The organism is Streptomyces antnestii, assembly GCF_004005495.1.
Lineage (GTDB): Bacteria > Actinomycetota > Actinomycetes > Streptomycetales > Streptomycetaceae > Streptomyces > Streptomyces antnestii.
Genome location: NZ_RZYA01000007.1, coordinates 184,297 through 211,102 on the forward strand (window position 1 = coordinate 184,297; position 26,806 = coordinate 211,102).

The window sequence follows — 26,806 nt, forward strand, 5'->3', positions numbered from 1 at the left end:
AGCTCTCCACGCTACGCACACGAAGAACGCACGAGATCTTGGCAGGTCCGCCCGCAGGACGCCACGACCTGGGCCTCCGGGAGAATTTCCAGCTCAACGGCCTCGACGATCTCCACCGTGACTGGTTAGGGTGCGCCGACGGACGAAGCACAGGGGAGGCTGGCATGGCCGGGACGGACGACGCGGTCGCCGCCGGGGACGACGCGCTGTACGTACTGACGGCGGTGTTGCTCACCCCTGCGAAGTTCCCCAGCGTTCTCGGGGACGACTATCCGGAGGCATGCGCGGCTCTCGGGCTCGCACCCCTCGCCGACGGGTACGGGCTCGTACTCGGGCAGGACGGGGCCGGGGCGCGCTGGACCGTGATCATCGACGACGTATCTCTCGTCGCCGTGGCCATCGCGTCCTGGGACTGCGGCATGGAGTACGAACTGTCGCCCGACGAGCGCACGGTGGTCGCCGCCCTGCCCGGGTGGCCGCTCGCCCTGTCCGTGTCCGCGCCGGGCGTCCCCGCCCCGCACGACCCGGAACCCGACCCCGAGATCATGGACGGTCCGCCCCTCACCCCCCCGAACACGGAGACCTGGGGCCCCGCCCAACGACGACTCGGCGCCGACGAGATCGCCCTCCAGTGGGCGTCCTGGCGGAACCAGATAGACGACAGCGCGTTCCTGACGAACGACGCGGACGGCGGCGCAGGCAACGCGGGTACGGCCGCCCCGAGCGACGCCGCCGCCGCCGATGACGTGGCCACCTCGGAGGACGACACCACCACCGCCGGCACGGACACCGCTCCCCCCGGAAGCGACACCGCCGAGGACACCAGCCCCCGCGCCCCGCATCCCGGGATCCGGCGCGTCCTCGCGGAGGTACGCGGCTACGTGGACAGCCCGCCGCCGCTCGGCCGCGTCCGGTCGGCATTCGCGTCCGGCGAGGCCCGCACACTGCGAGCCGACGGTCCCGGCTGGTCAATGGTGGCCCGGACGGACGACATCGCGTTCGTACTCCTCGACGACGAGCCCGGCGAGGTGCTTCCGGTGGGCCGCGGCCCCGAACTCCCCGGCCTCCTGGAAGCCCTCGACAAGATGGCCGTACGCCCCTCCTGAGCCTGGGCGGGCCGCCGCTCGCCACCCACACACAGCCCGCCGTCCCCATGCGGTTTCGGCCCATGGTCTGGTGTTTGGCTGCGCCCGCACGTGCTCGGTCTCGGCCGGCGTCGGGGCAGGGGCGGTGTTGTCCGCCCCTGGCGGCGGCGGCCGCTCAGCGGCCTATCTGCCTGCGCGAGGCGCGCCGTAGCTTGCGCCGCTGGGAGGGGTCCAGCGCCATGTAGGCGGCCGCCGGCACCCCGAGCACGATCAGGAGTGCGGCCCACCAGGGCAGCCAGATCCACAGAATGAGTCCGACCGCCACAGCTCCTACGGCGATCTTCGCGTTCCTCGTCATGTCCGTCGCCTCCTTCGGGGGCTGCAAACCGCCCTCGCCATGAGAGGCGGGCCCCCGCCTCTACTCTGTGAAACGGAACCGCGGCCCGGCCGGTTCCTGGTCGCGACCCTGATGCGCCCCTGAGGCGCCACCCTGACGCATCCCTGAGGTGGTGTGCCCCCGGGCGTTCACTCCATGCGCAGCGGCTCCCCGACCTCGTACATGTGGCGCAGGGCCTGTCGGTAGGAGTCGATGAGGCCGGTTTCCGTGAAGGGGATGCCCAGGTCGCGGCAGTGGGCCCTGACGAGGGGCTGGGCCAGGCGCAGGTGGGGGCGGGGCATGCTCGGGAAGAGGTGGTGCTCGATCTGGTAGTTGAGGCCGCCGAGGAACCAGTCGGTCAGCGCGCCGCCCTTGATGTTGCGGGAGGTGAGGACCTGCCGGCGCAGGTGGCCCCAGCGTTCGCCGTCCGGGTCGGGCATCTCCATGCCCTTGTGGTTCGGCGCGAAGGCCATGCCGAGGTGCAGGCCGAAGAGGGCCTGGTGGATCGCGGCGAAGGCGAGGGCGTGGCCGAGGGGCATGGTGCCCAGGAGCAGCGCCACGTAGCCGACGACGTGGGCGACGAGGAACAGGCCCTCCACAACGCGTTCGCGCGGGGGCTGGCGGCGCAGGTCCTGGAAGCCGTACAGCTTGAGGGCGAGGCCTTCCAGGAGGGTCAGCGGGAAGAACAGCCAGGCCTGGTTGCGGGTGAGCCAGCGGCGGAAGCCGGAGCGGGTGGCGGCCTGTCCGCTCGTGAAGACGAGGACGTCGGCGGCGACGTCGGGGTCCTTGTCGATGTGGTTCGGGTTGGCGTGGTGGCGGTTGTGCTTGTCGTTCCACCAGCTGTAGCTCATGCCGAGCAGGAGATTGCCGTGGACGAGGCCGATGATCCGGCTCACGGTCCGATCGCCGGTGATCTGCGCGTGGCCGGCGTCGTGTCCGACGAAGGCGGTGCGCGCGCAGAGCACCGAGAGGACGGGCGCGAGCGCAAGGACCCACCAGGAACCGCCGATGACGGCCATGCCCGTACCGACGGCGGCCAGGGCCAGGGCGTTCACGACGATGGTGCGCACGTACCAGCCGGTGCGCCGTTCCAGGAGGTCCTGGCTCTTGACGGTGCGCAGCAGCGGGGCGAACTCGCTTCCTTGCGGCTGAGTCCCCGTCGTGCCTGGGGAGTGGTCCGCGACGGCTTCGACGGCCAGGGTCATGGCGTGGTCTCCGGTCTCTGGGGCGGGTACGGGGGTGGGGTCGGGTTGGGCTGCCCGACCTCAACAAACGTAGGAATCAGGGGCATTGGGTCGCCATGGCGCCACCACCCGGGTCCGTGCGGGGGTAGCACCGCCTCCACAGGGGGGCTAGCTACACCCCCTGCGCGCGGGCCCGGCCGACGTCACCGCGTACGTCGTCGCCTCGGCCGGGTTCATGCGGTACTCTCGGCGACTCCGTCCGGTAGTCAAATTTGAGGAATACGTCATCGCTGCCCACAGGCACCCCGTGGCAACACTCCCCGAGATCTCCGAACTGGTCCGCTGCTGCGCGGTCTTCGTGCCCGCCGATCCGGCGCGCGAGGGAACCGTCGCCTTCTGGCGCCCCGACGGCGGCCGGCCTCCCCACACCGACGCGGGCACGCCGCGGGAGCTGCGTCTCGCCGTACCCGTCGACGGCGGCGTCGAGCGCGACGCCGTGTCCGCGGTCCTGCTGCCCGTCCGTGCCGCGCTCCCGGTCCTCACGCGCGCGCGTGCCGGTGCCGTGGCCCGTCCGAGCGCGGCGTTCTGGGGCGCCGCCTCCGTGCTCGCCCTCCAGTTCGCGGCGCGCGGCCTGCTGTTGCCCGGCCTCACGCCGGACGACCACGACGCCTGGCGCGCCGGCCCGCTGCGGGCCGAGGACCTGGAGCGGGTCAGGGAACTGGCCGCCGCGATGCCCCCCGAGGCGCACGCCACGCCGCTGGAGGGACAGGAACGGCCCCATCCGCTGGAGGGACCGGAACGGCTCCGTCCGCTGGAGGGACCGGAACCGCTCCGGCTGCCCGCCCCCGAGACGCTGCTGCGCGCCTTCCTCGACGCGGTCGCCGACACCCTGCCCCGCTCCCCCGCCGCGGCCCTCGCCGCGGGCGCACCCGCGTTCGCCGCCGCCGAGCCGCGGCGGATCCCCGGACACCGCGCGTGGGCCGCCGACGTCGCCGCGGGACATGACGCGGGCGTGCGGATCTCGCTGCGCGTCGAGACACCCGGCCTCGACCGCGCCCGGGCCGAAGACGCGGACGGCGCCGGGTACGAGGACGGGGACGCTATCGGGTACGGGAACGGGAACAGGAACGGGAACAGGAACAGCACCGAGCCCGGAGACCTCACCCAGGCCGGCGGCGGCTCCGCATCCGACGTCCGGAGGACCCCCGTCACCTTCCGTGCCGTCCTTCAGATGCACAGCGTCAGCGACCCCGCGCTGGTCGTCGACGCCGCAGACGTGTGGGCGGCGCCAGGTGCCTCGGCACACGCCTTCGGGCCGCGGGCCCGCATGGACGCCCTGCTCGCCCTGCGGCGCGCCGCCCGCGCGTGGGCACCCCTCACACCTCTGCTCTCGGCGGCCGTCCCGGACGCGCTCGACCTGGCGGACGAGGAGATCACCGACCTGCTCGGCGCCGGTGCGCGGGCTCTCGCCACGGCCGGCGTCGACGTGCACTGGCCCCGGCAGATGGCACGCCGCCTGACCGCACGCGCAGTGATCGGCCCGCCGGACGACAGGGCCCCCGACGCCTACGGCTCAGGCTCAGGCTCAGACACGACCGGCGCCGACGAGGCCCCCGGAGGGACCGGCTCGGGCACGTTCGACGCCGGCACCCCGTCGTTCCTCTCCGCGGACGCCCTCCTCTCGTTCAACTGGCGGTTCGCGCTGGGCGACCTGGAGCTGAGCCGGGAAGAGCTCGACCGGCTCGCCGAGGCCAACCGGCCAGTCGTGCGGCTGCGTGATCAGTGGGTCCTCATCGACCCCGAGGAGGCCCGTCGCTTCCGCGAGCACCAGGACCGTAAGGTCACCCCGATCGACGCGCTCGGTGCCGCCCTGACGGGTTCCACGGAGGTGGACGGCCGCCGTGTCGAGGTCCGTCCGACAGGCTGGCTCGCGGAGTTGCGGGAACTGCTCGCCGATCCGGAGGGCATGGCGCCCGTCGGGCAGCCCGCCGCGCTGGCCGCCGGCCTGCGCGACTATCAGGTGCGCGGCCTGAACTGGCTGGCCCGTATGACGTCCCTCGGTCTCGGCGCCTGTCTCGCCGACGACATGGGGCTCGGCAAGACGATCACCCTGATCGCGCTGCACCTGCACCGTCAGACCGTTCCGGAGAGCGCCGCCCCGACCCTCGTCGTCTGCCCGACCTCCCTCATGGGCAACTGGCAGCGCGAGATCGAGAAGTTCGCGCCGGGCACTCCCGTGCGCCGCTTCCACGGAGGGCGTCGCAGCCTGGAGGACATCGCCGCCGGCGAGTTCGTGCTCACCACGTACGGCACGATGCGGCTCGACGCGGCGCAGCTCGCCGGGGTCGAGTGGGGCATGGTCGTCACGGACGAGGCGCAGCACGTCAAGAATCCGCACTCGGCGACCGCGAAGGAGCTGCGGACGATCGGGGCACGCGCGCGCGTGGCGCTCACCGGCACCCCGGTGGAGAACAACCTGTCCGAGCTCTGGGCGATCCTCGACTGGGCGACGCCGGGGCTGCTCGGCAGGCTCGGCACGTTCCGCACGCGGTACGCCCGCGCGGTGGAGGAGGGCAAGGACCCCGCCGCGGCCGAACGCCTGTCGCAGCTGGTGCGTCCGTTCCTGCTCAGGCGCCGTAAGTCGGACCCCGGGATCGCGCCCGAGCTCCCGCCGAAGACCGAGACCGACCGCGCCGTGTCCCTCACCGCCGAGCAGGCGGGGCTCTACGAGGCCGTGGTGCGGGAGACGCTCGCCGAGATCTCCGGGGCGGACGGTTTCGAGCGGCGCGGGCTGATCGTCAAACTCCTCACGGGCCTCAAGCAGATCTGCAACCACCCCGCCCAGTTCCTCAAGGAGGACGAGCCGCGCATTCCCGGCCGTTCGGGGAAGCTGGAACTGCTCGACGAGCTGCTCGACACGATCCTCTCCGAGGACGCGAGCGTGCTGGTGTTCACGCAGTACGTGCAGATGGGGCGCCTGATCGAACGGCATCTGGCGTCGCGCGGCGTGCCCTCGCAGTTCCTGCACGGCGGCACGCCGATCGCCTCCCGCGAGGCCATGGTCGAGCGCTTCCAGGAGGGTGAGGTGCCGGTCTTCCTGCTGTCCCTGAAGGCCGCCGGTACGGGGCTCAACCTCACCCGCGCCGAGCACGTCGTGCACTACGACCGCTGGTGGAACCCGGCGGTCGAGGCGCAGGCGACGGACCGTGCGTACCGCATCGGGCAGAGCAGGCCGGTGCAGGTCCACCGGCTGATCGCGGAGGGCACGATCGAGGACCGGATCGCCGACATGCTGGTGCGCAAGCGGGAGTTGGCCGACGCGGTGCTCGGCTCCGGCGAGGCAGCGCTGACCGAACTGACGGATTCCGAGCTGGCCGATCTGGTCGCGCTGCGAGGGGGCACACGATGACCGACCGTCACGAGTACGACGACGTGTACGACGGCGACGTGCACGACGGCGAGGGAACCGACACCCCCGCCGAGCAGGAACGTGTCTTCGCGGCGCTGGCCCCCGTCCACGGGCGCGGCTTCGCGCAGTCGTGGTGGGGGCAGGCCTGGCTCAAGGCGCTGGAGGACTCGGCTCTCGACCTGCAGCAGTTGAAGGCGGGGCGCAGGCTGGCGCGCGCGGGGGCCGTGGGGGCGGTCTCGGTGCGGCCGGGGCGGGTCACCGCGGTCGTCGAGGACCGGGGCGGCGCGAGGCACCGCGCCGACGTGCTGCTGCAGCGGCTGACCGAGGAGGAGTGGGACCGGTTCCTCGGGATGGCGGTCGAACGGGCCGGGCACATCGCGGCGCTGCTCGACCGCGAGATGCCCCCGCACCTGGTGGAGGACGCGGCGGCGGCCGGCGTGGAACTCCTGCCCGGCATCGGCGACTTGGAGCCGCGTTGCGGCTGTGACGCGTGGGACCACTGCGCGCACACGGCGGCCCTCTGCTACCAGCTGGCCCGGCTCCTCGACCAGGACCCGTTCGTGCTGCTGCTGATGCGTGGGCGTGGCGAGCGCGAGCTGCTGGACGAACTCCAGGTGCGCAGTGTGGCGTCCGCCGCGGCGGGGACCGGGTTCGAGGACGCCGACCCCGGCTCCGCCTCCGGCATCGACCTCGACCCCAGCACCGCTACCGGCACCGGCACCGCCACCGGCACTCAGGCAGGGCCTCCCCCGAACGGTGTGGACGCCGCCGAGGCTTTCGCCGTGGGGAGCATCCTGCCGCCGTTGCCGTCCGTTCCGCCGCTGCCGTCCGAGGCGGGGCGCGTGCCGTCCCTGGACACGGAGACGGAGCCGCCGCCGGGCACGGACGTGGCGGCCCTGGAGTTCCTCGGCGCCCGAGCGGCGGCCGAGGCCCACCGGATGCTGACGGAGGCCTTGACCCCCGGCCATGAACTACGCGCTCCGGAGGCGGGGTTGACGCCGGAACAGGATGCGGTACGGCTGGCGGCCGGCGCCTCCGGACCCGAGCCGTGGATCGCTGCCCGGCTCGCGGACGGGTCGGGGCGGGACCGCGAGGGGCTGGCGGCGGCCGTGCTCGCCTGGGAACACGGGGGCGCCGCCGGTCTGTCCGTCCTGGAGGAGGAGTGGTCGCCCGACGCGGAGACGGCCGCACGCGCGCGTACCGCGGTCGAGGCTGCCTGGGACGCCGGGGAGCGTCCGCCGTTGCGTGCGGCGCGCAACCGGTGGACGGCCACCGGCGCGGGCGCGCAGATACGGCTCGGCCGTGACGGGCGCTGGTGGCCGTACCGCAAGGACCGTGGCCGCTGGCTCCCCGCGGGTCCGCCGGCCCACGACCCGGCCGCGGCGCTGTCGGCGGCGGTCGGGGACGAGTGACGTCGTGAGGGGTGACCGAACACGCGCGTGCGGCACGCGTGTTCGGTCACCCCAGGATCCCCCTGTCCCGGGTCACCCCTGGCTCCCCCTATCCCGGATCACCCCGGATCCCCCGCTCCCTACCCAACCCTCCCCGCCCTCCGTAAGATCCCCGGCGCAAGTGGTCCAGTCCACTCACGCGCTGGGAGTGCCCCATGAACATCGGTCGCCGTACCGTGCTCACCGCCCTCGGGTCGTCCGCCGCGCTCGCCGCGGCCGCATCGGGAGCCGCCGCCGAGGGCGCGACGGGCTCCCGCGACCCGGACCCGGCCGGCGACGCGCTGGCCCGCCTGCTGCCGCACCACCACGACCAGGTCACCTTCCGCACCGTGCCCCGCCCCGACAGCAAGGGAGACGGCAAGGGAGACGACAGGGGAGACGGCAAGGCCGACGTCTTCAGGGTGTCGGGGCCCAGAGGCCGGATCCTCGTCGAAGGCACCACGCCCGCGGTGCAGTTGACCGGCTTCCACCAGTACCTCCGCCGCCACGCCCACGCGCACTTCTCGTGGAGCGGCGAGCAGACCGAGTCCCTGCCGGGGCAGCTGCCGGGCCTGGCCGCACCCCTGGTCCGCGAGGCGAACGTCGCCCACCGGTTCGCGTTCAACGACACCAACGACGGCTACACGGGCCCGTATCACGGCTGGGACTACTGGGAGCGTGAGCTCGACGTCCTCGCGCTGCACGGCTACAACGAGGTCCTGGTCTACCTCGGCGCGGACAGCGTCTACCACCGCACGTTCCAGGAGTTCGGCTACGGGGACGCCGAGATGCGCGCGTGGATCGCGGGTCCGGCCCACCAGCCGTGGTGGCTGCTCCAGAACATGTCCGGGTTCGGCGGGCCCCTGTCGCAGCGACTGCTCGACCGCCGCGCGGCGCTCGCCCGGAAGATCGTCGGACGGATCCGTGAGCTGGGCATGACGCCCGTGCTGCCGGGCTACTTCGGCACGGTCCCGCCCGGCTTCGCCGACCGGAACCCGGGGGCCCATGTCGTCCCGCAGGGCGGCTGGGTGGGCTTCACGCGCCCCGACTGGCTCGACCCGCGCGACCCGCACTTCGCGCGGATCGCGGAGACGTTCTACCGGGTGCAGAGCGAACTGCTCGGCGACTCCACCATGTACAAGCTCGACCTGCTGCACGAGGGCGGCAGGCCGGGTGACGTGCCGGTCGGCGAGGCCGCGAAGGCGGTCGAGAAGGCCCTGCGCACGGCCCACCCCGGCGCGATCTGGAACATCCTCGGCTGGCAGACCAACCCGCGCCGCGACATCCTCGACGCCGTCGACCGTTCGAAGATGTTCATCGTCGACGGCCTGTCCGACCGCTTCCCCTCGGTGACCGACCGCGACAAGGACTGGGCGGGCACGCCCTACGCGTTCGGCTCGATCTGGAACTTCGGCGGCCACACGACGATGGGCGCCAACACCCCCGACTGGGCCTCCCTGTACGAGAGTTGGCGAACCCGGCCGAACAGTTCCCTGGACGGCATCGCGCTCATGCCCGAAGGCGCCGACAACAATCCCGCCGCGTTCGCCCTCTTCAGCGATCTGCCGTGGACGGACGGTCCCGTCGACCTCAAGACGTGGTTCGAACAGTGGCCGGCGCAGCGCTACGGCGGCGACGACGCGCACGCGGTGGCCGCCTGGGACGTCCTGCGCCGCACCGCGTACGGCACCACGCGCGCGGACAGCTGGAGCGAGGGCCACGACGGGCTGTTCGGCGCCCGGCCCTCCCTGGGTGTGAGGAGCGGCGCGTCCTGGTCGCCGGGGGCGCTGCGCTACGACGCCGGGGAGTTCGCGCGGGCGCTGCCCGAACTGCTCGCGGTCGCCCCTCGGCTGCGCCGCAGTTCCGCGTACGCCTACGACCTGACGGACGTCACCCGGCAGACGGTCTCGCACCGCAGCCGGGCGCTGCTGCCGCGGATCAAGGCCGCGTACGACGCCAAGGACCGGGGTGCGTTCGAGGAGCTCACCGCGGAGTGGTTCGCGTGGCTGGGGCTGCTGGAGGAGACCGTCGCCACGCATCCGCGCCATCTGCTGGGGCGCTGGATCGCCGACGCGCGGGCCTGGGGCGCCGACGACGAGGAGCGGGACCGTCTCGAGTACGACGCCGTGTCCCTGGTGACCGTGTGGGGCCCGCGTTCGGGCGCCGACAGCGGCGGGCTGCACGACTACGCGAACCGCGAGTGGGCCGGACTCGTGGGCGGCCTGTACACCCTGCGCTGGCGGACCTACTTCGACACGCTGGCCACCGCACTCGCCGAGGGCACCGCCCCGAAGCCGGTCGACTGGTACGCCCTGGAGGACCACTGGGTCCGCACCCACCCGGCCTACCCGGCGCGGCCCTCCGGAGACATCGTCCGCGTCGCCCGCAAGGTCGCCGCGCGCCTGTGACCTCTACGACCCTCCGGCGGCCGCCACCCATCTGGGGTCCACTGGTTTCGGGACTCACACGCGGTACGCACACGCGGGACGCACACACAGGAAAGTGGTGGTCGGCATGTTGCTGGAGGACAAGGTCGCGCTGGTCCACGGGGCGGGTGGCGCGATCGGTGGCGCGGTGGCGCGCTCCTTCGTGCGTGAGGGCGCGACGGTGTTCCTGGCCGGGCGCACCGGCGCGAAGGTGAGCCGGCTCGCGCGGGAGATCCGTGCGGAGGGCGGTGCCGCCCACGCCTCCGAGGTGGACGCGCTGGACGAGGCGGCCGTCGACGCGTTCGTGGACGGTGTGGCCGCCCAGACGGGTCGGATCGACGTCTCGTTCAATCTGATCGGGGTCGGCGACGTGCAGCAGCCGCTCACCGAGATCGCGGTCGACGACTTCCTGGCGCCGATCGTGACCGCGACCCGCAGCCACTTCCTCACCACGCGGGCCGCCGCCCGGCACATGTCCGCGCGGGGCGGCGGTGTGGTCCTCGCCTTCGGCGGTTCCGGTACGCAGACCCTGCCGGGACTCGGCGGTTTCAAGATCGCCCTGGACGCCCTCGAGGGGCTGCGCCGCCAGTGGGCCTGCGAGCTGGGCGCGTCCGGGATCCGGGTGGTGACGCTGAAGACGGGCGGGATCCCGGAGAGCGTGCCCGCGTCCGAGGGGCGGGACGAGATCGCGGCGGAACTGACGCGGTCGACGCTTCTGGGGCGTACGGCGACGCTGTCCGATGTCGGTGATGTCGCCGCGTTCGTGGCGTCCGACCGGGCCCGCACGATGACATCGGCGACGGTGAACATCTCGTGCGGCGCGCTGGTCGACTACTGAGTCCGGGAGCCGGTGCCCTACGCCGCGCGAAGGGCACCGGCGGACTCGGCGATGGTCCTAGCGGATCGGCATGCCCGACAGGGTGCGGGCGATCACGAGGCGCTGGATCTCGCTGGTGCCTTCGAAGATGGTGTAGATCGCGGCGTCGCGGTGCATGCGCTCGACCGGGTACTCCCGGGTGAAGCCGTTGCCGCCGAGGATCTGGATGGCCTGGCCGGTGACCTTCTTGGCGGTCTCGCTCGCGAAGAGCTTCGACATGGAGCCCTCGGCGTTCTCGAACTTCTTGCCCGTGGTGGCCATCCAGGAGGCACGCCACACCAGGAGGCGGGCCGCGTCGATCTGGGTGCGCATGTCGGCGAGCTGGAAGGCCACGCCCTGGTTGTCGATGATCGGGCGGCCGAACTGCGTACGGGTCTTGGCGTACTCCAGGGCCTCCTCGTACGCGGCGCGGGCGGTGCCGACCGCCATCGCGCCGACGGCCGGGCGGGACGCCTCGAAGGTGGCCATGGCGGCGTTCTTCACGCGCTCGCCGCCGCCGGCCTTGGCCTTCTCGCGGGCGCGGGCCATGCGCTCGTCGAGCTTGTCCTTGCCGCCGAGCAGGCAGGAGCCGGGGATCCGCACGTCCTCGAGGACGACCTCGGCGGTGTGCGAGGCGCGGATGCCGTGCTTCTTGAACTTCTGGCCCTGGAACAGGCCGGGGGTGTTCGGCGGCACGATGAAGGAGGCGTGGCCCTTGGAGCCGAGCTCGGCGTCGACGACGGCGACGACGACGTGGACGTTGGCGATGCCGCCATTGGTCGCCCAGGTCTTGGTGCCGTTGAGGACCCACTCGTCCTTGGCCGCGTCGTAGACGGCGCGGGTGCGCATGGAGGCGACGTCGGAACCGGCGTCGGGCTCGGAGGAGCAGAAGGCGGCGACCTTGACGTCGTTCTGGTCGCCGTACATCTGGGGGATCCAGGTGCCGATCTGCTCCTCGGTGCCGTTGGCGAGGACGCCTACGGCGGCGAGGCCGGTGCCGACGATCGACAGGGCGATGCCCGCGTCGCCCCAGAACAGCTCCTCCATGGCCATCGGGATGCCGAGACCCGTCGGGTCGAAGAACTGCTGCGCGTAGAAGTCCAGGGAGTAGATGCCGACTTTGGCGGCTTCCTGGATGACGGGCCACGGCGTCTCTTCACGCTCGTCCCACTCGGCGGCCGCGGGACGGATCACATCGGCGGCGAACCCGTGGAGCCAGTCCCTGACTTCCTTCTGCTCGTCGTTCAGATCCATCGTGAACTCGGCCATGACCCCTCCAGCACTGCGTACACTTCACACGTTACTTGCGGTAACCGCAGTGTGTTACTCGCCAGTAGCCCCTGTCAACTCCCGAGTGCCCGTTCGATGCGATTCGGGGACTTCCCGGGAACGAGTGTTACGTTTCGCGTGCGTCAGGCCATCGCACGGGCGGGGAGACACCTCATGGAGACCACACAGCGGACCGATCAGCGGACCGATCAGCGGACGTCTGCCGAGCGACGGCGGCGGGAGCTGCTGGAGGCCGCGGACCGCGTGGTGCTGCGCGACGGCCCCGGCGCGTCGATGAACGCCATCGCGGCCGAGGCCGGCATCACCAAGCCGATCCTCTACCGGCACTTCGGCGACAAGGGCGGCCTCTACGCCGCGCTCGCCAAGCGCCACACGGACGCGCTCCTCGCCTCGCTGCGGGCCGCGCTCGACGCCCCGGCCGAGCGCCGCAGACGCGTCGAGGCGACGCTCGACACCTACCTCGCGGCGATCGAGGCAAGCCCGCAGGTGTACCGCTTCCTCATGCACCCCTCCGAGAGCGTCGCCGAGAGCGCGGCGCCGGGCGAGCAGGGCTTCTACGTCGGCAAGCACTCCGCTCCCCTGCTGCGCCGCATGGGCGAGGAGCTCGCCGAGGTCATCGAGGAGCGCGTCGACCTAGGCCCCGGCGGCCAGCAGCTCGCCCGCGTCTGGGGCCACGGGATCGTCGGCATGATGCACGCCGCCGGCGACTGGTGGCTCGGCGAGCGGCCCTGCTCGCGCGAAGACCTGGTGCGCAGCCTCGCCGACCTGCTGTGGGGCAGGCTCGCCGAAGCGGGCGACAAGGTCGGCGGGCCGGGGTTCTAGGCCACGCCACGACCCGGTCCTACGACGCCGTACCCGCCGTCGCCCACGAGGCCCGCGCCGCCTGGCGCAGGACCCTCCGGCGGCGCCACCCCGTGACGCGGTCCGGGTAGACGCGGCCTTCCAGGTGGTCGCACTCGTGCTGGAGGCAGCGCGCGAACCAGCCCGTTCCGTGCACGGTCTTCGGCTCTCCCCGCAGGTTCACGCCCTCGACGAGGACATGGTCGAAGCGGGGCGTGCCCGCCTCCAGGCCCGGCAGCGAGAGACAGCCCTCCGCGCCGCGCACGACGACACCGTCCGCCTCGACGAGGCGCGGGTTCACGATGTGGCCCAGGTGCCGGACGTCCTCGTCGTCGGGGCAGTCGTACACGAACACCCGCGCGGACTCGCCGATCTGGTTCGCCGCCAGGCCCACGCCCCGGGCGGCGTACATCGTCGCGAACATGTCCTGGATGAGGCGGCCGAGCGCGGGCCCGAAGTCGGTCACCTCCTCGCAGGGGGTGTGCAGCACGGGATCACCGAGCAGGGTCATGGGTCGTACGCGCCCGGAGGCGCCCGGGATCGAGCCGTGTCGCATGACCGTAAGGGTACGGTCATGGACAGCCCCGGATCCGGGGTGGTGCCGCGGTTCGGGCTCGTTGGTGGATCTCGATAGGCTGACTCCGGAAAGCGATGCCGGGGGCAGGCGCGGCGCCGTACGCAAGGAGGATCCAGAACGATGTCAGGCAACTCGGAGCCGCTGACTCCGCGGGCCAAGCTGGCCGTCACGGCGGGCAAGGCGGCCGCTGCGGTGTCGCGGGCGGCGGGCCGCGGCAGCGGATCGGTGATCGGCGGCAAGGTCGCGCTCAGGCTCGACCCCGAGCTGCTCGGGCGTCTCGCCCAGCATCTGGACGTGGTGCTCGTCTCGGCGACGAACGGCAAGACCACGACCACCCGGCTGATCGCGGAGGCCCTGCGCGCCAGCGGCCCCGTCGTGTCGAACGCGCTCGGCGCGAACATGCCCGCGGGCATCACGTCGGCGCTCGCCGGCGGCTCGGACGCGAAGTACGGCGTGATCGAGGTCGACGAGAAGTACCTCGCGGGTGTCGCCCGCGACACGGCCCCCAAGGCCATCGCGCTGCTCAACCTGTCGCGCGACCAGCTCGACCGCGCCGCCGAGACCCGCATGCTCGCCGAGAAGTGGCGCGAGGGCCTGTCCGGTTCGAAGGCGATCGTCATCGCGAACGCGGACGACCCGCTGGTCGTGTGGGCCGCGTCCTCCTCGCCGAACGTGGTGTGGGTGGCCGCGGGGCAGGAGTGGAAGGACGACGCCTGGTCGTGCCCGTCGTGCGGTGGCGTGATGCAGCGCCCCGGCGACGACTGGTACTGCGGCGAGTGCGGCTTCCGCCGTCCGACGCCCAGCTGGGCGCTCCAGGGCGACTACGTCCTCGACCCGCACGGCTCGGCCTGGCCGATCCACCTCCAGCTCCCCGGCCGCGCGAACAAGGCGAACGCGACCTCGTCGGCCGCCGTCGCCGCGTGCTTCGGCGTGCCGCCGCAGGTCGCCCTGGAGCGCATGTACCAGGTGCAGGCCGTCGCGGGCCGCTACGACGTCGTGCAGTTCCTCGGCCGTGACCTGCGCCTGCTGCTCGCGAAGAACCCGGCGGGCTGGCTCGAAACGTTTTCCCTGATCGACCCGCCGCCCACCCCGGTGATCCTCGCGGTCAACGCGCGGGGCGCGGACGGCACCGACACGTCCTGGCTGTGGGACGTCGACTACACGCGTCTGGCCGGTCACCCGATCTTCGTGATCGGCGACCGACGGCTCGACCTGGCGGTGCGGCTCGAGGTCGCAGGGCTCGACTTCCGGGTCTGCGACACCGTCGACGAGGCGGTGCAGTCCGCCCCGCCCGGCCGGATCGAGCTGATCGCCAACTACACCGCGTTCCAGGACGTCCGCCGCCGCGTCGGCAACTGAGACCCCGCAGAGGATTCATGAGCATGAGCGACAACGGCCTTCGTCTGGTCTGGGTCTACCCGGACCTCCTGAGCACGTACGGCGACCAGGGCAACGCCCTCGTCGTGGAGCGCCGCGCCCGTCAGCGCCGCCTCGACGTGCACCGCCTCGACGTCCGCAGCGACCAGCCGATCCCGACGTCCGGCGACATCTATCTGATCGGCGGCGGCGAAGACCGGCCGCAGCGGCTCGCCGCCGAGCGGCTGCGCCGGGACGGCGGCCTCGAACGGGCCGTGGCCAACGGCGCGATCGTCTTCTCGGTCTGCGCCGGGTACCAGATCCTCGGCCACGAGTTCATCAACGACCTGGGCGAGCGCGAGCCGGGGCTCGGGCTGCTCGACGTGGTGTCCACGCGCGGCGAGGGCGAGCGGTGCGTCGGTGACGTACTGGCCGACATCGACCCGCAGTTGGGCCTGCCGCAGCTGACCGGCTTCGAGAACCACCAGGGCGTCACGCACCTCGGCCCCTCGGCGCGCCCCTTCGCGCGCGTGCAGATCGGCCGGGGCAACGGCACGGGTGACGGCACGGAGGGCGCGTTCAACGACACCGTGTTCGGCACGTACATGCACGGTCCGGTCCTCGCCCGCAACCCGCTGATCGCGGACCTGCTCCTGAAGCTGGCCCTCGACGTGAACGCGCTGCCGCCGGTCGACGACCGCTGGTACGAGGCGCTCCGCGGTGAGCGGATCTCGGCGGCCACTGCCCAGACGGCTTAGCGTCTGCCACGCTCGGGGCGTCTGCCAGGTGCGGGTCCGCCTGGGCTGGTGGCGCAGTTCCCCGCGCCCCTTTGGGGCGCGGGAGCGCCATGTGAGCGGTCGGGTCCACCTGGCGGACGCCCTGTGCGTGAGGGCCCCCGTACGCCGATAAGGTGGCGGGGATCCAGCCGGACGACGTGGTCCGGTCATCGGCCCACGTTGCAAAGGTTTTCGGGCTATGCGTATTGGTGTCCTCACCTCCGGCGGAGACTGTCCCGGCCTGAACGCGGTGATTCGTTCGGTCGTCCACCGCGCCGTCGTCGACCACGGCGACGAGGTCATCGGCTTCCACGACGGCTGGAAAGGCCTGCTGGAGTGCGACTACCGCAAGCTCGACCTGGACGCGGTGGGCGGCATTCTCGCCCGGGGCGGCACGATCCTCGGCTCGTCGCGGGTCCAGCCCGCGCATCTGCGCGACGGCGTGGAGCGCGCCAAGGGGCATGTCGCGGAGCTCGGGCTCGACGCGATCATCCCGATCGGCGGTGAGGGCACGCTGAAGGCGGCCCGTCTCCTGTCCGACGGCGGGCTCCCGATCGTGGGCGTGCCGAAGACGATCGACAACGACATCGCGGTGACCGATGTCACCTTCGGGTTCGACACGGCCGTCGGCGTCGCGACCGAGGCGCTCGACCGCCTCAAGACGACCGCCGAGTCCCACCAGCGCGTCCTGATCGTCGAGGTCATGGGCCGTCACACCGGCTGGATCGCGCTGCACTCGGGCATGGCCGCCGGAGCGCACGCCATCGTCGTACCCGAGCGCCCCTTCGACATCGAGGAGCTGACCGCGAAGGTCGGCGAGCGGTTCTCCGCGGGCAAGAAGTTCGCCATCGTCGTCGCCGCCGAGGGCGCCAAGCCCGCGCCCGGCTCGATGGAGTTCGACGAGGGCGTCAAGGACATGTACGGCCACGAGCGCTTCGCGGGGATCGCGACGCGGCTCTCCGGTGAGCTGGAGCACCGCCTCGGCAAGGAGGCCCGCCCGGTGATCCTCGGGCACGTCCAGCGCGGCGGCACCCCGACGGCGTACGACCGTGTGCTCGCCACGCGGTTCGGGTGGCACGCCGTCGAGGCCGTGCACCGGGGCGAGTTCGGCATGATGACGGCGCTGCGCGGCACGGACATCGTGATGGTGTCGCTCGCCGAGGCCGTGGAGACGCTGAAGACGGTCCCGCAGGAGCGGTACGCCGAGGCGGAGTGCGTCCTGTAGTCCGGTCTTGTCGTTCGGTCTTGTCGTTCGGTCTTGTCGTTCGGTCTTGTCGTTCGGTCTTGTCGTTCGGTCTTGAAGAGTCTGCCCCCGGTCGTGGTCGCGGCCGGGGGCAGTTCTACTCTGGTGCGGACAGACAGCGCAACAGGTACTAATCAGGAGCCGGCGGATGGATCACAGCGGGCACGGCATGACCATGGATCTGCCGCCGTTCACGCTGGGGCGGGGCCTCGAATGGTCGGCGGACCCCTTTTTCCTGATCGGGTGCCTGGTGGCCCTCGGCCTGTACGGCTGGGGTGTCGTGCGGCTCGCGCGGCGCGGTGACAGCTGGCAGGTCGGCCGCACGCTGTCGTTCGTCATCGGTGTACTGACCGTGATGCTCGTGATGTGCACCAAGCTGAACGACTACGGCATGGTCATGTTCTCCGTGCACATGGTGCAGCACATGGTGATCAGCATGCTGTCGCCGATCCTGCTCCTGATGGGCGCGCCGATCACGCTGGCGCTGCGGGCGATGCCGGTGGCGCAGCGCGGCACCAAGGGGCCGCGCGAGCTGCTCCTGATGCTGCTGCACAGCCGGTACATGCGGATCATCACGCACCCCGCGTTCACGATCCCGCTCTTCATCGCGAGCCTGTACGCGCTCTATTTCTCGCCGCTCTTCGACTTCCTGATGGGCTCGAAGGTCGGGCACATCGGCATGATGGTCCACTTCCTCGCCGTCGGCCTGGTCTTCTTCTGGCCGATCATGGGCGTGGACCCGGGCCCCCACCGGCCCGGCTATGTGATGCGGATGCTGGAACTCTTCGCGGGCATGCCCTTCCACGCGTTCTTCGGCATCGCGCTGATGATGGCGTCGGGGCCGATGGTCGGCACGTACATGCATCCGCCGGCCTCGCTCGGGATCGACGCGCTCGCGGACCAGACGGCGGCGGGCGGCATCGCGTGGGCGTTCAGCGAGGTGCCCTCGGTACTTGTGCTGCTCGCGCTGCTGTTCCAGTGGAAGAAGTCCGAGGACCGGCAGGCCCGGCGCAAGGACCGGGCGGCGGACCGCGACGGCGACCAGGAGCTGGCCGCGTACAACGCGTATCTGGCCTCTCTGAACACCCGCGGCCAGTAGCGCCGGGCACCCCCGCGGGGTGACGATGGTCTCCAGCCGCGGTTCGGGCGCTGCGCCGTCCGGGCTGCCGGGAGGAGGCGGGTCATGCCCGGATCGATGAAGACGATGGGGGTGCTCACCGTCGGCGCCCTGGTCGCGGTGACGGCCTACACGGTGGCGCTGGGGAGCAACGGCTGGCTGTGGTTCGGCTGGGTCGTGCTGGGTCTGCTCACGCTCGGGATGGCCGCGTCGCGCAGCACCTGACGGCGGGCGTCGCGCAACACCTGACGGCAGGCGGGCATGGCGCCGCGCGAGGCGGGGCCCGGGGGTCAGAAGCGGAAGACGTCGCCGGTCGAGGCGGACATCGTGCAGGCGTTGGCGAAGGTCTTGTGCCAGTTGACCGCGCGGCCGCGGTAGGTGCCGGTCGCGCTCACGGTGACAGGTGCGTAGACCTGGGTGCACATCTCCTGGGCCGGGGGGAGCGCGTCCAGATCTCCTTGTGCGGCGTCGAGGGCGGCGCATGCCCCGGCGGCGTGCGCATGGTGCCCCCACGGCGCGGGATCGCAGCGAAGCAGCTCACCCCGCATCCATCCGCCCTGGTCCCCGGAGACGGTGAGGAAGAGTGCGTCGGGCGCGGGCGGGTCGGTGTCGGCGGCTCGGGCGGGACCGGCCGCGGCGAGGGCGGTGAGGGCTGCGGCGGCGAGGACGAGGGAACGCATACGGGACCTCCGGTGTCGCGTGCGGGACGATCGGAGGCAAGGGCACCGCTCCCCCGAGGCGCCCGTCGAGCCGACACGCCGCGCGTTCCCCCGGACGGAGACGCGACCGGCCCCGGACGGGCTCTCGCGCGGGGCCCGGCGATTGGTTACTGTGCGCAACGCACCTGGATCCACGGGGGAAGGCGGCCCAGCATGTTCTACCGACTGCTCAAGTACGTGATTCTGGGGCCGCTGCTGCGGTTGGTGTTCCGGCCCCGGATCGAGGGCCTGGAGCATGTGCCGGATGCGGGCGCCGCGATCGTCGCGGGCAATCACCTGTCGTTCTCCGACCACTTCCTGATGCCGGCCATCCTGAAGCGCCGGATCACCTTCCTGGCGAAGGCGGAATACTTCACCGGGCCGGGCGTCAAGGGACGGCTCACCGCCGCGTTCTTCCGCAGCGCCGGGCAGATCCCCGTGGACCGCTCCGGCAAGGAGGCGGGCCAGGCCGCGATCCGTGAGGGCCTCGGTGTGCTGAGCAAGGGGCAGCTGCTCGGGATCTACCCGGAGGGCACGCGCTCGCACGACGGGCGGCTCTACAAGGGCAAGGTCGGCGTGGCCGCGATGGCGCTCAAGGGGCGGGTCCCGGTGATCCCCTGCGCGATGATCGGCACGTTCGAGGCGCAGCCTCCGGGGCAGGTCATCCCGAACCTCCACCGGGTGACGATCCGTTTCGGGGAGCCCCTGGACTTCTCGCGCTACGCGGGCATGGAGCACGAGAAGGCGGTTCTCCGCGCGGTCACGGACGAGATCATGTACGCGATCCTCGGTCTGTCCGGCCAGGAGTACGTCGACCGGTACGCGGCCGACGTGAAGGCGGCCGAGGCGGAGCAGGCCAAGGAGAAGGCGCGGGAGAAGGCGCGCAGGTTTCCGCGCATGCCGCTGAGCTGAGCGGGACCCCGGCCGGCCGGGGTTTCTGCGCTGCGCGTAACCCCCTGGGAGCGGCGCCCGCGCCCGGCGTACGGTCCCGGTCATGAAGACAGCGGTGGTGATCGGGGCGACAGGGCAGATCGGGCGCGCGGCCGTGCGGGCGCTCGCGGAGGACGGCTGGGCGGTGACGGCGGTCTCGCGCGGCGGCGGGCGGCACGGCGACCTGCCGGGTGGGGTGCGGGAGCTGCGCGCCGACCGGGAGGACGACGCCGCCCTTGGGGCGGTGCTCGGGGACGGCGTCGACGTGGTCGTGGACACGGTGGCCTACGGGCAGGCTCACGCGCGGCAGCTGGCCTCGTTCGCGGACCGGATCGGTTCGGCGGTGGTGATCTCCAGCGGGGCGGTCTACGAGGACGCCGAGGGCCGGGGTTTCGACACCCAGGGCGAGCCGGACGGGGCACCCCGGTACCCGGTGCCGATCGCGGAGTCGCAGCGTACGGTCGCGCCGGGCGACGCGACGTACAGCACGCGGAAGGTGGGGCTCGAGCGGGAGCTGCTCGCGCTCGGTGGCCGGCTGCCGGTGACGCTGCTGCGGGCGGGGGCCGTGCACGGGCCGCATTGCCGCACGCCGCGTGAGCTGTACTTCGTGAAGCGGAATCTGGACGGGCGGCGTACGCGCGTGCTCGCGTACGGCGGGCGCAGCCGGTTCCATCCGGTCGGTGTGCGCAACCTCGCCGAGCTGGTGCGGCTCGCGGCGGCGCGGCCCGGCTCGCGTGCCCTGAACGCCGGGGATCCCGAGGCGCCGACGATCGCGGAGATCGGGGCGGAGATCGACGCGGTGATGGGTGTCGAGACGGAGACGGTCCTGGTGGAGGGTGCTCCCCCGGCGCCGAACGTGGGTGACACCCCGTGGTCCATCGAGCATCCCGTCGTGTACGACATGGCCGCCGCGGAGCGGGAGTTGGGCTACCGGCCCGTCATGACGTACGCCGACTCCCTTCCGGAGACGGTCGGTTGGCTGACGGACCGGCTGCGCGAGGGACGCGGGTGGGAAGAGGCGTTCCCGGCGATGGTGCGGAGCTACACGACCGGCCTGTTCGACTACCCGGCCGAGGACGCGTGGCTGGCGGGGCGGGGATGACGGCGTGACGATGCCCGGCCCCGGATCCGGGGCCGGGCATCGTCATCGGTCAGGTGCCGGTTACGGCTTGGGCGTGGCGTGCGGGGCGCAGGTCACGTCCTGGCTGTCCGTCTTGCCGGTGAGCAGGTAGGTGTCGACCCGGTCGTTGATGCACGGGTTGGTCAGGCCGGTGACACCGTGCGAGCCCGCGTCCTTCTCGGTGATCAGGCGCGAGCCCGCGAAGCGCTGGTGCAGCGTGACGGCGCCCTGGTAGGGGGTGGCCGCGTCGCGGGTGGACTGGACGATGAGGACGGCGGGCAGGCCCTTGCCGGTCTTCACGTTCACGGGGGTCTGCTGCTTGGTGGGCCAGGTGGCGCACGGCAGGTTCATCCACGCGTTCGCCCACGTCATGAACGGATAGTCCTTGTTCAGACGGGTGTTGTCGCGGTCCCACGTGTTCCAGTCGGTGGGCCACTGGGCGTCGGCACACTCGACGGCGGTGTAGACGGCGTTGCCGTTCTCCGCCTTGGCGTTGCCCGCGGTGTCCGACATGTCGGGGCCCGCGGCGTCGACGAGGGCCTGGGTGTCGCCCGCGACGTACTTGCTCCACACCTGCGCGACCGGCACCCACGACGAGTCGTAGTACGGGGCGCTCTGGAAGAAGCCGATGAGCTCGGCGGGGCCGACGACGCCGCCGATGGGGTTCTTCTTGGCGGCGGCGCGCAGGGTCTCCCACTGCTGCTGGACCTTGGCACGGGTGTCGCCGAGGTGGAAGGTCCCGTCGTTCTTGGCGACCCAGTCCTGCCAGTCCTTCCAGCGGCCCTCGAAGGCGATGTCCTGGTTCAGGTTGGCCTGGTACCAGATGTTGTCCTTCGCCGGGTCGACGACGCTGTCGACGACCATGCGGCGGACGTGGCCCGGGAAGAGGGTGCCGTAGACGGCGCCCAGGTAGGTGCCGTAGGAGACGCCCAGGTAGTTGAGCTTCTTCTCGCCGAGGGCGGCGCGGATCACGTCGAGGTCGCGCGCGGTGTTCGGGGTGGTCATCTGCGGCAGCATGTCGCCGCTGCGCTCGGCGCAGCCGTCCGCGTACTCCTTGGCGAGCTTGCGCTGGGCGAGCTTGTCGGCCTCGGAGCCGGGGACCGGGTCGGCCTTCGGGGCCTTGACGTACTCCTGCGGGTCGATGCAGGAGATGGGCGCGGAGTGCCCGACGCCGCGCGGGTCGAAGCCGACGAAGTCGTACGCCTTCGACGTCTTGGCCCACAGCGGGTTCTTGCTGGTGACGCGGGTGGGGAAGCGCATGCCCGAGCCGCCGGGGCCACCGGGGTTGTAGACGAGGGCGCCCTGGCGCTCGTCCGTGGTGCCGGTGGAGCCGATGCGGTCGAGGGCGAGCTTGATCTGCTTGCCGTACGGCTTCGCGTAGTCGAGCGGCACCGTGACCCAACCGCACTGGATGGGCTTGGCTATGCCCCAGTCGGCGGGGCAGTCCTTCCAGTCGATACCCGCCTTGGCGGCGCGGGCCGCGGCGACGGCCGCGCCGCGGGCCTCACGGTCCTGGCCGGTCCGGGAGTCCGCGCTGGCGACCGGCGCCGCCATGGCTCCCGCTATCAGGGTCGCCGCCACCAGGGTTCCGGCGGAGCCGATCACCGCCGTCCGGCTGCTTCGACTGGTAAGTCGAGTCCGTCTCAACTGAGGCCTCCGTACATCGATTCGACCAATACTTCGATCGGGTTCTCGATCAGTACGGGGATCCTTGCGCCTGCGGGGTCCCTGACAACAGAGACGGCTGACGTTCTTTACCAATCCGATAAACGGTATAACTCGTCCCGGTGAGCGGAATGGCCGCCTACGGTCGTTTGGTTCGGGCCGCGGGGGCCCTCGCTCAGGCCAGGCGGCGCAGGGCGTCGTCGAGCGTGGCACGCAGCCGCAGCGCGTCCGGCGCGAGGGCCGTGACCAGAACCGCGGGCCCGGCGAGCGGCGTCAGGGCGGCGTTCTCCCCGAGAAGCGCGGGCTGCGGCTTGTCCGTCTCGAACTCGGGCCGTACGACGATGAGTTGGCCGAGCGCCCGGTGTCCCGCGAGCACGGCGGGGCCGTCCCAGCCGCCGGGCGAGCCGGGGCCGCAGGCGAGTTCCTGGTCGAGCAGGGGCCGGCCCGCGCGGTGGACGGTGAGCCTGCTGGTCAGCCGGCCGGGGTCCTCCCCCGTGCGGCCGAGCACCTGCTCCTCGCGCAGCACGAGACGGGCGTCCGGGGCGAGTTCGGCGCGCGTGGTGACCCGCAGGTCGCTCTCACAGGCGGAGATCAACTGCTTCGGCAGCCACAGCAGTTCGGCCCCGTCGTCGACCGTGAGGCGGACGTCGTAGTACGCCTCGCCCTTGGCCTGTCCGGGCAGGGCGATCGTCGCGGCGACGGACCCGATACGCAGCCGGGCACCGGTCTGCGCCCGGGCCTCGACGGTCACGTGGTCGCCGCCGAGCGGCCCGCCCATGGTCCCGACGAGCAGCACGTGCGCGTCGGGACCGGTGGAGCGGACGCGGCGCAGGGCCAGCGAGCCCTCACCCTCCAGGACGGGCAGGGCGGTGCCGCCCCGGCCGTTGTCGCTCGCCGTGATGCGGACCGTGGAGCGTACGCCTGCGGTCATGCCGTCCACGCGGTGAGCTGTGCGCGCACCCAGTCGGCGACCTGGCGCACCCCGTCCTCGGAGCGCAGGGACTGCAGGACGACGGGGAGTTCGGCGCGCTGCGCCTTGGCGTCGGCGGCCATCCGGGCGAGGTCGGAGCCGACGTGCGGGGCGAGGTCCGTCTTGTTGATGACGAGCAGGTCGGCGGTGGTGACACCGGGGCCGCCCTTGCGCGGGATGTCGTCGCCGCCGGCGACGTCGATGACGAAGACCTGGGCGTCGACGAGGCCGCGCGAGAACGTGGCGGTGAGGTTGTCGCCCCCGGACTCGACGAGGATCAGGTCGAGGGGGCCGACTTCGTCCTCGAGGTCCTCGACGGCCTCCAGGTTGGCGGAGATGTCGTCGCGGATGGCGGTGTGCGGGCAGGCGCCGGTCTCCACGGCAGTGATCCGCTCGGGCGGCAGCACGGCCTCGCGGAGCAGGAACTCGGCGTCCTCCCGCGTGTAGATGTCGTTCGTGACGACGGCGAGGGACAGCTCGTCGCGCAGCGCGCGGCACAGGGCGGCGACGGTCGCGGTCTTGCCGGAGCCGACGGGGCCGCCGAGGCCGATGCGCAGGGCGCGGCGGGTTCCGTCGGGGCGGTGGGCGTCGGCGCTGACGGCGGCGGGGCCGTCGTGCGAGTGATCGAGGTGCATGGTGAAACTCCAGATAGGTGGGGGCGGAGGGCGGGGCGCCTTACGACGCGAACAGGCGCACGGCCCACGCGGCGTGGGCCTCGGCTCCGACCTCCAGAAGCGGTGCGGACGCGGCGGGCAGCGCGTCGACGCCGTCGGTGACGGCGCGTGCCGCCGCCTCGGCGGCCTCGGACGCGACGCGGTCGATGTCGTCCGCGAGCCGCGCGAGCCCCGCCGTCGCGTCGAACGGGTCGAGGCTCAGCAGCCGGACCGTCGCGGTCGCGGGCCCGCTCACGCTCTCGTACGCGGAGCAGTACGCGGCGTCGGCGGCCCCGAGGCCCGCCGCCCGCGCGGCGAGACCGAGGACCACCGGCTGGTGGGCTCCCTTGGGGAACCGCCGTGCGAGCGCGTCGAGTTCGGGGTGCGGCCAGGCGGCGCGCGCGGCGCGCATGAGCTGTCTGCCGAGCCTGCGCGCGGCGACGCGCAGGGCGGGCGACGGGGTACGGGCGTCCGCCGCCTCGTCCAGGGCGACCGGGTCGGCCCCGAGCGCGGCGGCGGCCGCCAGGGACGCCGACACCAGCCCTGTGGTGTACAGACGTCCCCGGCAGAAGTCCTCCAGGCTCGCCGCCCCGGTGATGCGTCCCGCCTTGACGGCGGCCTCCGCCCCGCCGGAGTGGGCATGCCCTCCGGCGGGGAAGCGGCCGTCGGCCAGGACGAGAAGTGCGGCTCGTGTCATGACTCTTCTTCTCGGCTCAACTTCCGGGCTTGGCTTCCCGGATCAACTTCTCGGCTTGACTTCTCGGTCCGTCAGAACAGGAAGTACCGCTGGGCGAGCGGCAGTTCGGCGGCGGGCGCGGGCTCGACGAGTTCGCCGTCGATGGTGACGGCGAAGCTGTCGGGGGCGACCTCGACGCGCGGGAGCGCGTCGTTCTGCCGCATGTCGGCCTTGGTGCGCCCGCGTGTCGACAGGATCGGCACGAACCGGCGGCCGAGGCCGAGCCGCTCGGGGAGCCCGTCGTCGATCGCCGCCTGGGCCACGAAGTTCAGCGAGTTCGAGGCGGGGGCGCGGCCGTGGGCGCCGTACATCCGGCGCGGCAGCACCGGCTGCGGCGTGGGGATGGAGGCGTTGGCGTCGCCCATCTGCGCGTAGGCGATCTGGCCGCCCTTGATCACGGTGAGCGGCTTGACGCCGAAGAACTGCGGGTCCCACACCACGAGGTCGGCGAGCTTGCCGGGCTCGACGGAGCCGACCTCGTGCTCGATGCCCTGCGCCACGGCCGGGTTGATCGTGTACTTGGCGACGTAGCGGCGGGCGCGCAGGTTGTCGGCGCGGGTGTCACCGGGGAGGAAGCCGCGGCGGCGCTTCATGACGTGCGCGGTCTGCCAGGTCCGCATGATCACCTCGCCGATACGTCCCATGGCCTGGGAGTCGGACGACATGATCGAGATCGCGCCGAGGTCGTGGAGGACGTCCTCGGCCGCGATGGTGGTGGGCCGGATCCGCGACTCGGCGAAGGCGAGGTCCTCGGGGACGGCCGGGTTGAGGTGGTGGCAGACCATCAGCATGTCGAGGTGTTCCTCGATGGTGTTGACGGTGTGCGGCCGGGTCGGGTTGGTGGACGCCGGGAGGAAGTTCGGCTGCGACACCGCGGTGATCATGTCGGGGGCGTGGCCGCCGCCCGCGCCCTCGACGTGGAAGGCGTGGATGGTGCGTCCGCCGACGGCGGCGAAGGTGTCGCCGACGAATCCGGCCTCGTTGAGGGTGTCCGTGTGGATGGCGAGCTGGGCGCCGGACTCCTCACAGACGCCGAGGCAGGCGTCGATGACGGCGGGGGTGGCACCCCAGTCCTCGTGGATCTTGAAGCCGAGGACGCCGCCGCGGAGCTGGGCGTGCATCGACTCGGTGGACATGGTGGCGCCCTGCCCTAGGAAGCCGATGTTGACCGCGCTGTCCTCCAGCGCCTCGAACATCCGGGCGAGATGCCACGAACCGGGGGTGACGGTGGTCGCCTTGGAGCCCTCGGCGGGGCCGGTGCCGCCGCCGATGAGCGTGGTGACACCGGAGGCGAGCGCCTCGTCGACGATGGTCGGCGAGATGAAGTGGATGTGGGTGTCGATGCCGCCCGCGGTGACGATCTTGCCGTTGCCCGCGATGATCTCGGTCTCCGGGCCGATGACGAGGTCCGGGTGGACGCCGTCCATCGTGTCCGGGTTGCCGGACTTGCCGATCGCGGTGATACGGCCGTCCCGGATGCCGATGTCGGCCTTGACGATGCCCCAGTGGTCGACGATCACGGCACCGGTGATGACGGTGTCGGGGGCGCCGTCCGCGCGCGTGGCGCACGACTGGCCCATGGACTCGCGGAGGACCTTGCCGCCGCCGAAGACGGACTCGTCACCCGAGCGCCCGGGACCGCCGGAGCGGTCCTCCTCGATCTCGATCAGCAGGTCGGTGTCCGCGAGGCGGATGCGGTCGCCGGTGGTGGGGCCGAACAGGTCGGCGTAGGCGGCGCGGGAGAGTTCAGCCATCGAGGGCACCTCCGGTCTCGCCCCGCAGGCCGGGGACGATGCGCCGGCCGGCCAGGGGCACGAGTTCGATGTCGACAGGGATTCCGGGTTCGAAGCGCACGGCGGTGCCCGCGGCGACGTTGAGCCGCTGCCCGTGCGCGGCGGCACGGTCGAACTCCAGACCGGGGTTGGCCTCGGCGAAGTGGTAGTGGGAGCCGACCTGGACGGGCCGGTCGGCGGCGTTGAGCACGGTCAGGCGGGTGACCTCGCGGCCCTCGTTGAACACGACGGGCTCGTCCGCGAACAGGATCTCTCCGGGAATCATGGAAGCGCTCC

At 72.2% G+C, this 26,806-nt stretch carries 24 protein-coding genes; 13 read left to right on the forward strand and 11 right to left on the reverse strand.

The window, feature by feature from the left end; all coding sequences use genetic code 11:
- Positions 1–164 precede the first annotated feature (164 nt).
- Positions 165–1,106, forward strand: coding sequence for a hypothetical protein (locus EOT10_RS17110; RefSeq protein WP_127829080.1), 942 nt, complete (start codon positions 165–167; stop codon positions 1,104–1,106).
- Between the two features lie 154 nt (positions 1,107–1,260).
- On the opposite strand, the gene EOT10_RS17115 is transcribed toward EOT10_RS17110, so the two are convergent.
- A complete protein-coding gene (locus EOT10_RS17115; RefSeq protein WP_127829081.1) occupies positions 1,261–1,443 on the reverse strand; it encodes a hypothetical protein in 183 nt (60 codons plus the stop codon).
- Between the two features lie 167 nt (positions 1,444–1,610).
- On the reverse strand, positions 1,611–2,666 hold the full coding sequence (locus tag EOT10_RS17120) for a fatty acid desaturase family protein (RefSeq protein ID WP_127829082.1): 1,056 nt from the start codon (positions 2,664–2,666) through the stop codon (positions 1,611–1,613).
- A 214-nt stretch (positions 2,667–2,880) separates the two neighbouring features.
- On the opposite strand from EOT10_RS17120, the gene EOT10_RS17125 reads away from it, so the two are divergent.
- The 4 genes from EOT10_RS17125 to EOT10_RS17140 all read left to right on the forward strand — a co-directional run bounded on the left by EOT10_RS17125 (position 2,881) and on the right by EOT10_RS17140 (position 10,748).
- Positions 2,881–6,054: a DEAD/DEAH box helicase gene (locus EOT10_RS17125; RefSeq protein ID WP_127829083.1), complete on the forward strand. Its 3,174-nt coding sequence runs from the start codon at positions 2,881–2,883 to the stop codon at positions 6,052–6,054.
- On the forward strand, positions 6,051–7,466 hold the full coding sequence (locus EOT10_RS17130; protein ID WP_223281021.1) for an SWIM zinc finger family protein: 1,416 nt from the start codon (positions 6,051–6,053) through the stop codon (positions 7,464–7,466). Before EOT10_RS17125 ends, EOT10_RS17130 begins: the two co-directional genes overlap by 4 nt.
- Before the next feature lie 194 nt (positions 7,467–7,660).
- Complete coding sequence (locus tag EOT10_RS17135) at positions 7,661–9,892, forward strand: alpha-N-acetylglucosaminidase (protein ID WP_127829084.1); 2,232 nt, start codon at positions 7,661–7,663, stop codon at positions 9,890–9,892.
- Between the two features lie 106 nt (positions 9,893–9,998).
- The gene (locus tag EOT10_RS17140) at positions 9,999–10,748 is read left to right on the forward strand and encodes an SDR family NAD(P)-dependent oxidoreductase (protein ID WP_127829085.1); all 750 of its coding nucleotides are present in this window, start codon (positions 9,999–10,001) and stop codon (positions 10,746–10,748) included.
- 57 nt (positions 10,749–10,805) lie between these two features.
- On the opposite strand, the gene EOT10_RS17145 is transcribed toward EOT10_RS17140, so the two are convergent.
- Positions 10,806–12,035, reverse strand: coding sequence for an acyl-CoA dehydrogenase family protein (locus tag EOT10_RS17145; RefSeq protein ID WP_127829086.1), 1,230 nt, complete (start codon positions 12,033–12,035; stop codon positions 10,806–10,808).
- Between the two features lie 174 nt (positions 12,036–12,209).
- Between EOT10_RS17145 and EOT10_RS17150 the strand changes: the two genes are divergently transcribed.
- Complete coding sequence (locus tag EOT10_RS17150; RefSeq protein ID WP_127829087.1) at positions 12,210–12,878, forward strand: TetR/AcrR family transcriptional regulator; 669 nt, start codon at positions 12,210–12,212, stop codon at positions 12,876–12,878.
- Between the two features lie 19 nt (positions 12,879–12,897).
- Here EOT10_RS17150 and def read toward each other — a convergent pair whose 3' ends face one another.
- Entirely contained in the window at positions 12,898–13,452 is a 555-nt protein-coding gene (gene def / locus EOT10_RS17155) for a peptide deformylase (protein WP_127829088.1), read from the reverse strand.
- Between the two features lie 141 nt (positions 13,453–13,593).
- Here def and EOT10_RS17160 point away from each other — a divergent pair, with 141 nt between their 5' ends.
- The 5 genes from EOT10_RS17160 (at position 13,594) to EOT10_RS17180 (ending at position 18,190) form a co-directional block, all read left to right on the forward strand.
- Positions 13,594–14,832: a Mur ligase family protein gene (locus EOT10_RS17160; RefSeq protein ID WP_127829089.1), complete on the forward strand. Its 1,239-nt coding sequence runs from the start codon at positions 13,594–13,596 to the stop codon at positions 14,830–14,832.
- 23 nt (positions 14,833–14,855) lie between these two features.
- Complete coding sequence (locus tag EOT10_RS17165) at positions 14,856–15,587, forward strand: type 1 glutamine amidotransferase (RefSeq protein WP_127829090.1); 732 nt, start codon at positions 14,856–14,858, stop codon at positions 15,585–15,587.
- Between the two features lie 217 nt (positions 15,588–15,804).
- Positions 15,805–16,830, forward strand: a complete 1,026-nt coding sequence (locus EOT10_RS17170) for a 6-phosphofructokinase (protein WP_127829091.1) — start codon at positions 15,805–15,807, stop codon at positions 16,828–16,830.
- A gap of 166 nt (positions 16,831–16,996) precedes the next feature.
- Positions 16,997–17,947 (forward strand): cytochrome c oxidase assembly protein, encoded by a 951-nt coding sequence (locus EOT10_RS17175; RefSeq protein WP_127829092.1) that lies wholly within the window; start codon positions 16,997–16,999, stop codon positions 17,945–17,947.
- Positions 17,948–18,031: 84 nt separating this feature from the next.
- Positions 18,032–18,190: a hypothetical protein gene (locus tag EOT10_RS17180; RefSeq protein WP_100597532.1), complete on the forward strand. Its 159-nt coding sequence runs from the start codon at positions 18,032–18,034 to the stop codon at positions 18,188–18,190.
- 65 nt (positions 18,191–18,255) lie between these two features.
- Here the strand turns inward: EOT10_RS17180 and EOT10_RS17185 are convergent, their stop codons facing one another.
- Positions 18,256–18,645, reverse strand: coding sequence for an SSI family serine proteinase inhibitor (locus tag EOT10_RS17185; protein WP_127829093.1), 390 nt, complete (start codon positions 18,643–18,645; stop codon positions 18,256–18,258).
- 192 nt (positions 18,646–18,837) lie between these two features.
- Here EOT10_RS17185 and EOT10_RS17190 point away from each other — a divergent pair, with 192 nt between their 5' ends.
- Positions 18,838–19,575 carry a lysophospholipid acyltransferase family protein gene (locus EOT10_RS17190; RefSeq protein WP_127829094.1) on the forward strand — a complete coding sequence of 246 codons (738 nt, stop codon included), beginning with the start codon at positions 18,838–18,840 and terminating at the stop codon, positions 19,573–19,575.
- A gap of 94 nt (positions 19,576–19,669) precedes the next feature.
- Positions 19,670–20,695, forward strand: a complete 1,026-nt coding sequence (locus tag EOT10_RS17195; RefSeq protein WP_127829273.1) for an NAD-dependent epimerase/dehydratase family protein — start codon at positions 19,670–19,672, stop codon at positions 20,693–20,695.
- A 60-nt stretch (positions 20,696–20,755) separates the two neighbouring features.
- Here the strand turns inward: EOT10_RS17195 and EOT10_RS17200 are convergent, their stop codons facing one another.
- The 6 genes from EOT10_RS17200 to EOT10_RS17225 form a co-directional block, all read right to left on the reverse strand.
- The gene (locus EOT10_RS17200; RefSeq protein WP_127829274.1) at positions 20,756–22,267 is read right to left on the reverse strand and encodes an alpha/beta hydrolase; all 1,512 of its coding nucleotides are present in this window, start codon (positions 22,265–22,267) and stop codon (positions 20,756–20,758) included.
- 286 nt (positions 22,268–22,553) lie between these two features.
- The gene (locus tag EOT10_RS17205) at positions 22,554–23,309 is read right to left on the reverse strand and encodes an urease accessory protein UreD (RefSeq protein ID WP_127829095.1); all 756 of its coding nucleotides are present in this window, start codon (positions 23,307–23,309) and stop codon (positions 22,554–22,556) included.
- Positions 23,306–23,983, reverse strand: coding sequence for an urease accessory protein UreG (gene ureG / locus EOT10_RS17210; RefSeq protein ID WP_127829096.1), 678 nt, complete (start codon positions 23,981–23,983; stop codon positions 23,306–23,308). The genes EOT10_RS17205 and ureG overlap by 4 nt, the downstream gene beginning before the upstream one ends.
- A 40-nt stretch (positions 23,984–24,023) precedes the next feature.
- A complete protein-coding gene (locus EOT10_RS17215; protein WP_127829097.1) occupies positions 24,024–24,698 on the reverse strand; it encodes an urease accessory protein UreF in 675 nt (224 codons plus the stop codon).
- 71 nt (positions 24,699–24,769) lie between these two features.
- Entirely contained in the window at positions 24,770–26,491 is a 1,722-nt protein-coding gene (locus tag EOT10_RS17220) for an urease subunit alpha (RefSeq protein ID WP_127829098.1), read from the reverse strand.
- Positions 26,484–26,795: an urease subunit beta gene (locus tag EOT10_RS17225; RefSeq protein WP_127829099.1), complete on the reverse strand. Its 312-nt coding sequence runs from the start codon at positions 26,793–26,795 to the stop codon at positions 26,484–26,486. The genes EOT10_RS17220 and EOT10_RS17225 overlap by 8 nt, the downstream gene beginning before the upstream one ends.
- Positions 26,796–26,806 lie beyond the last annotated feature (11 nt).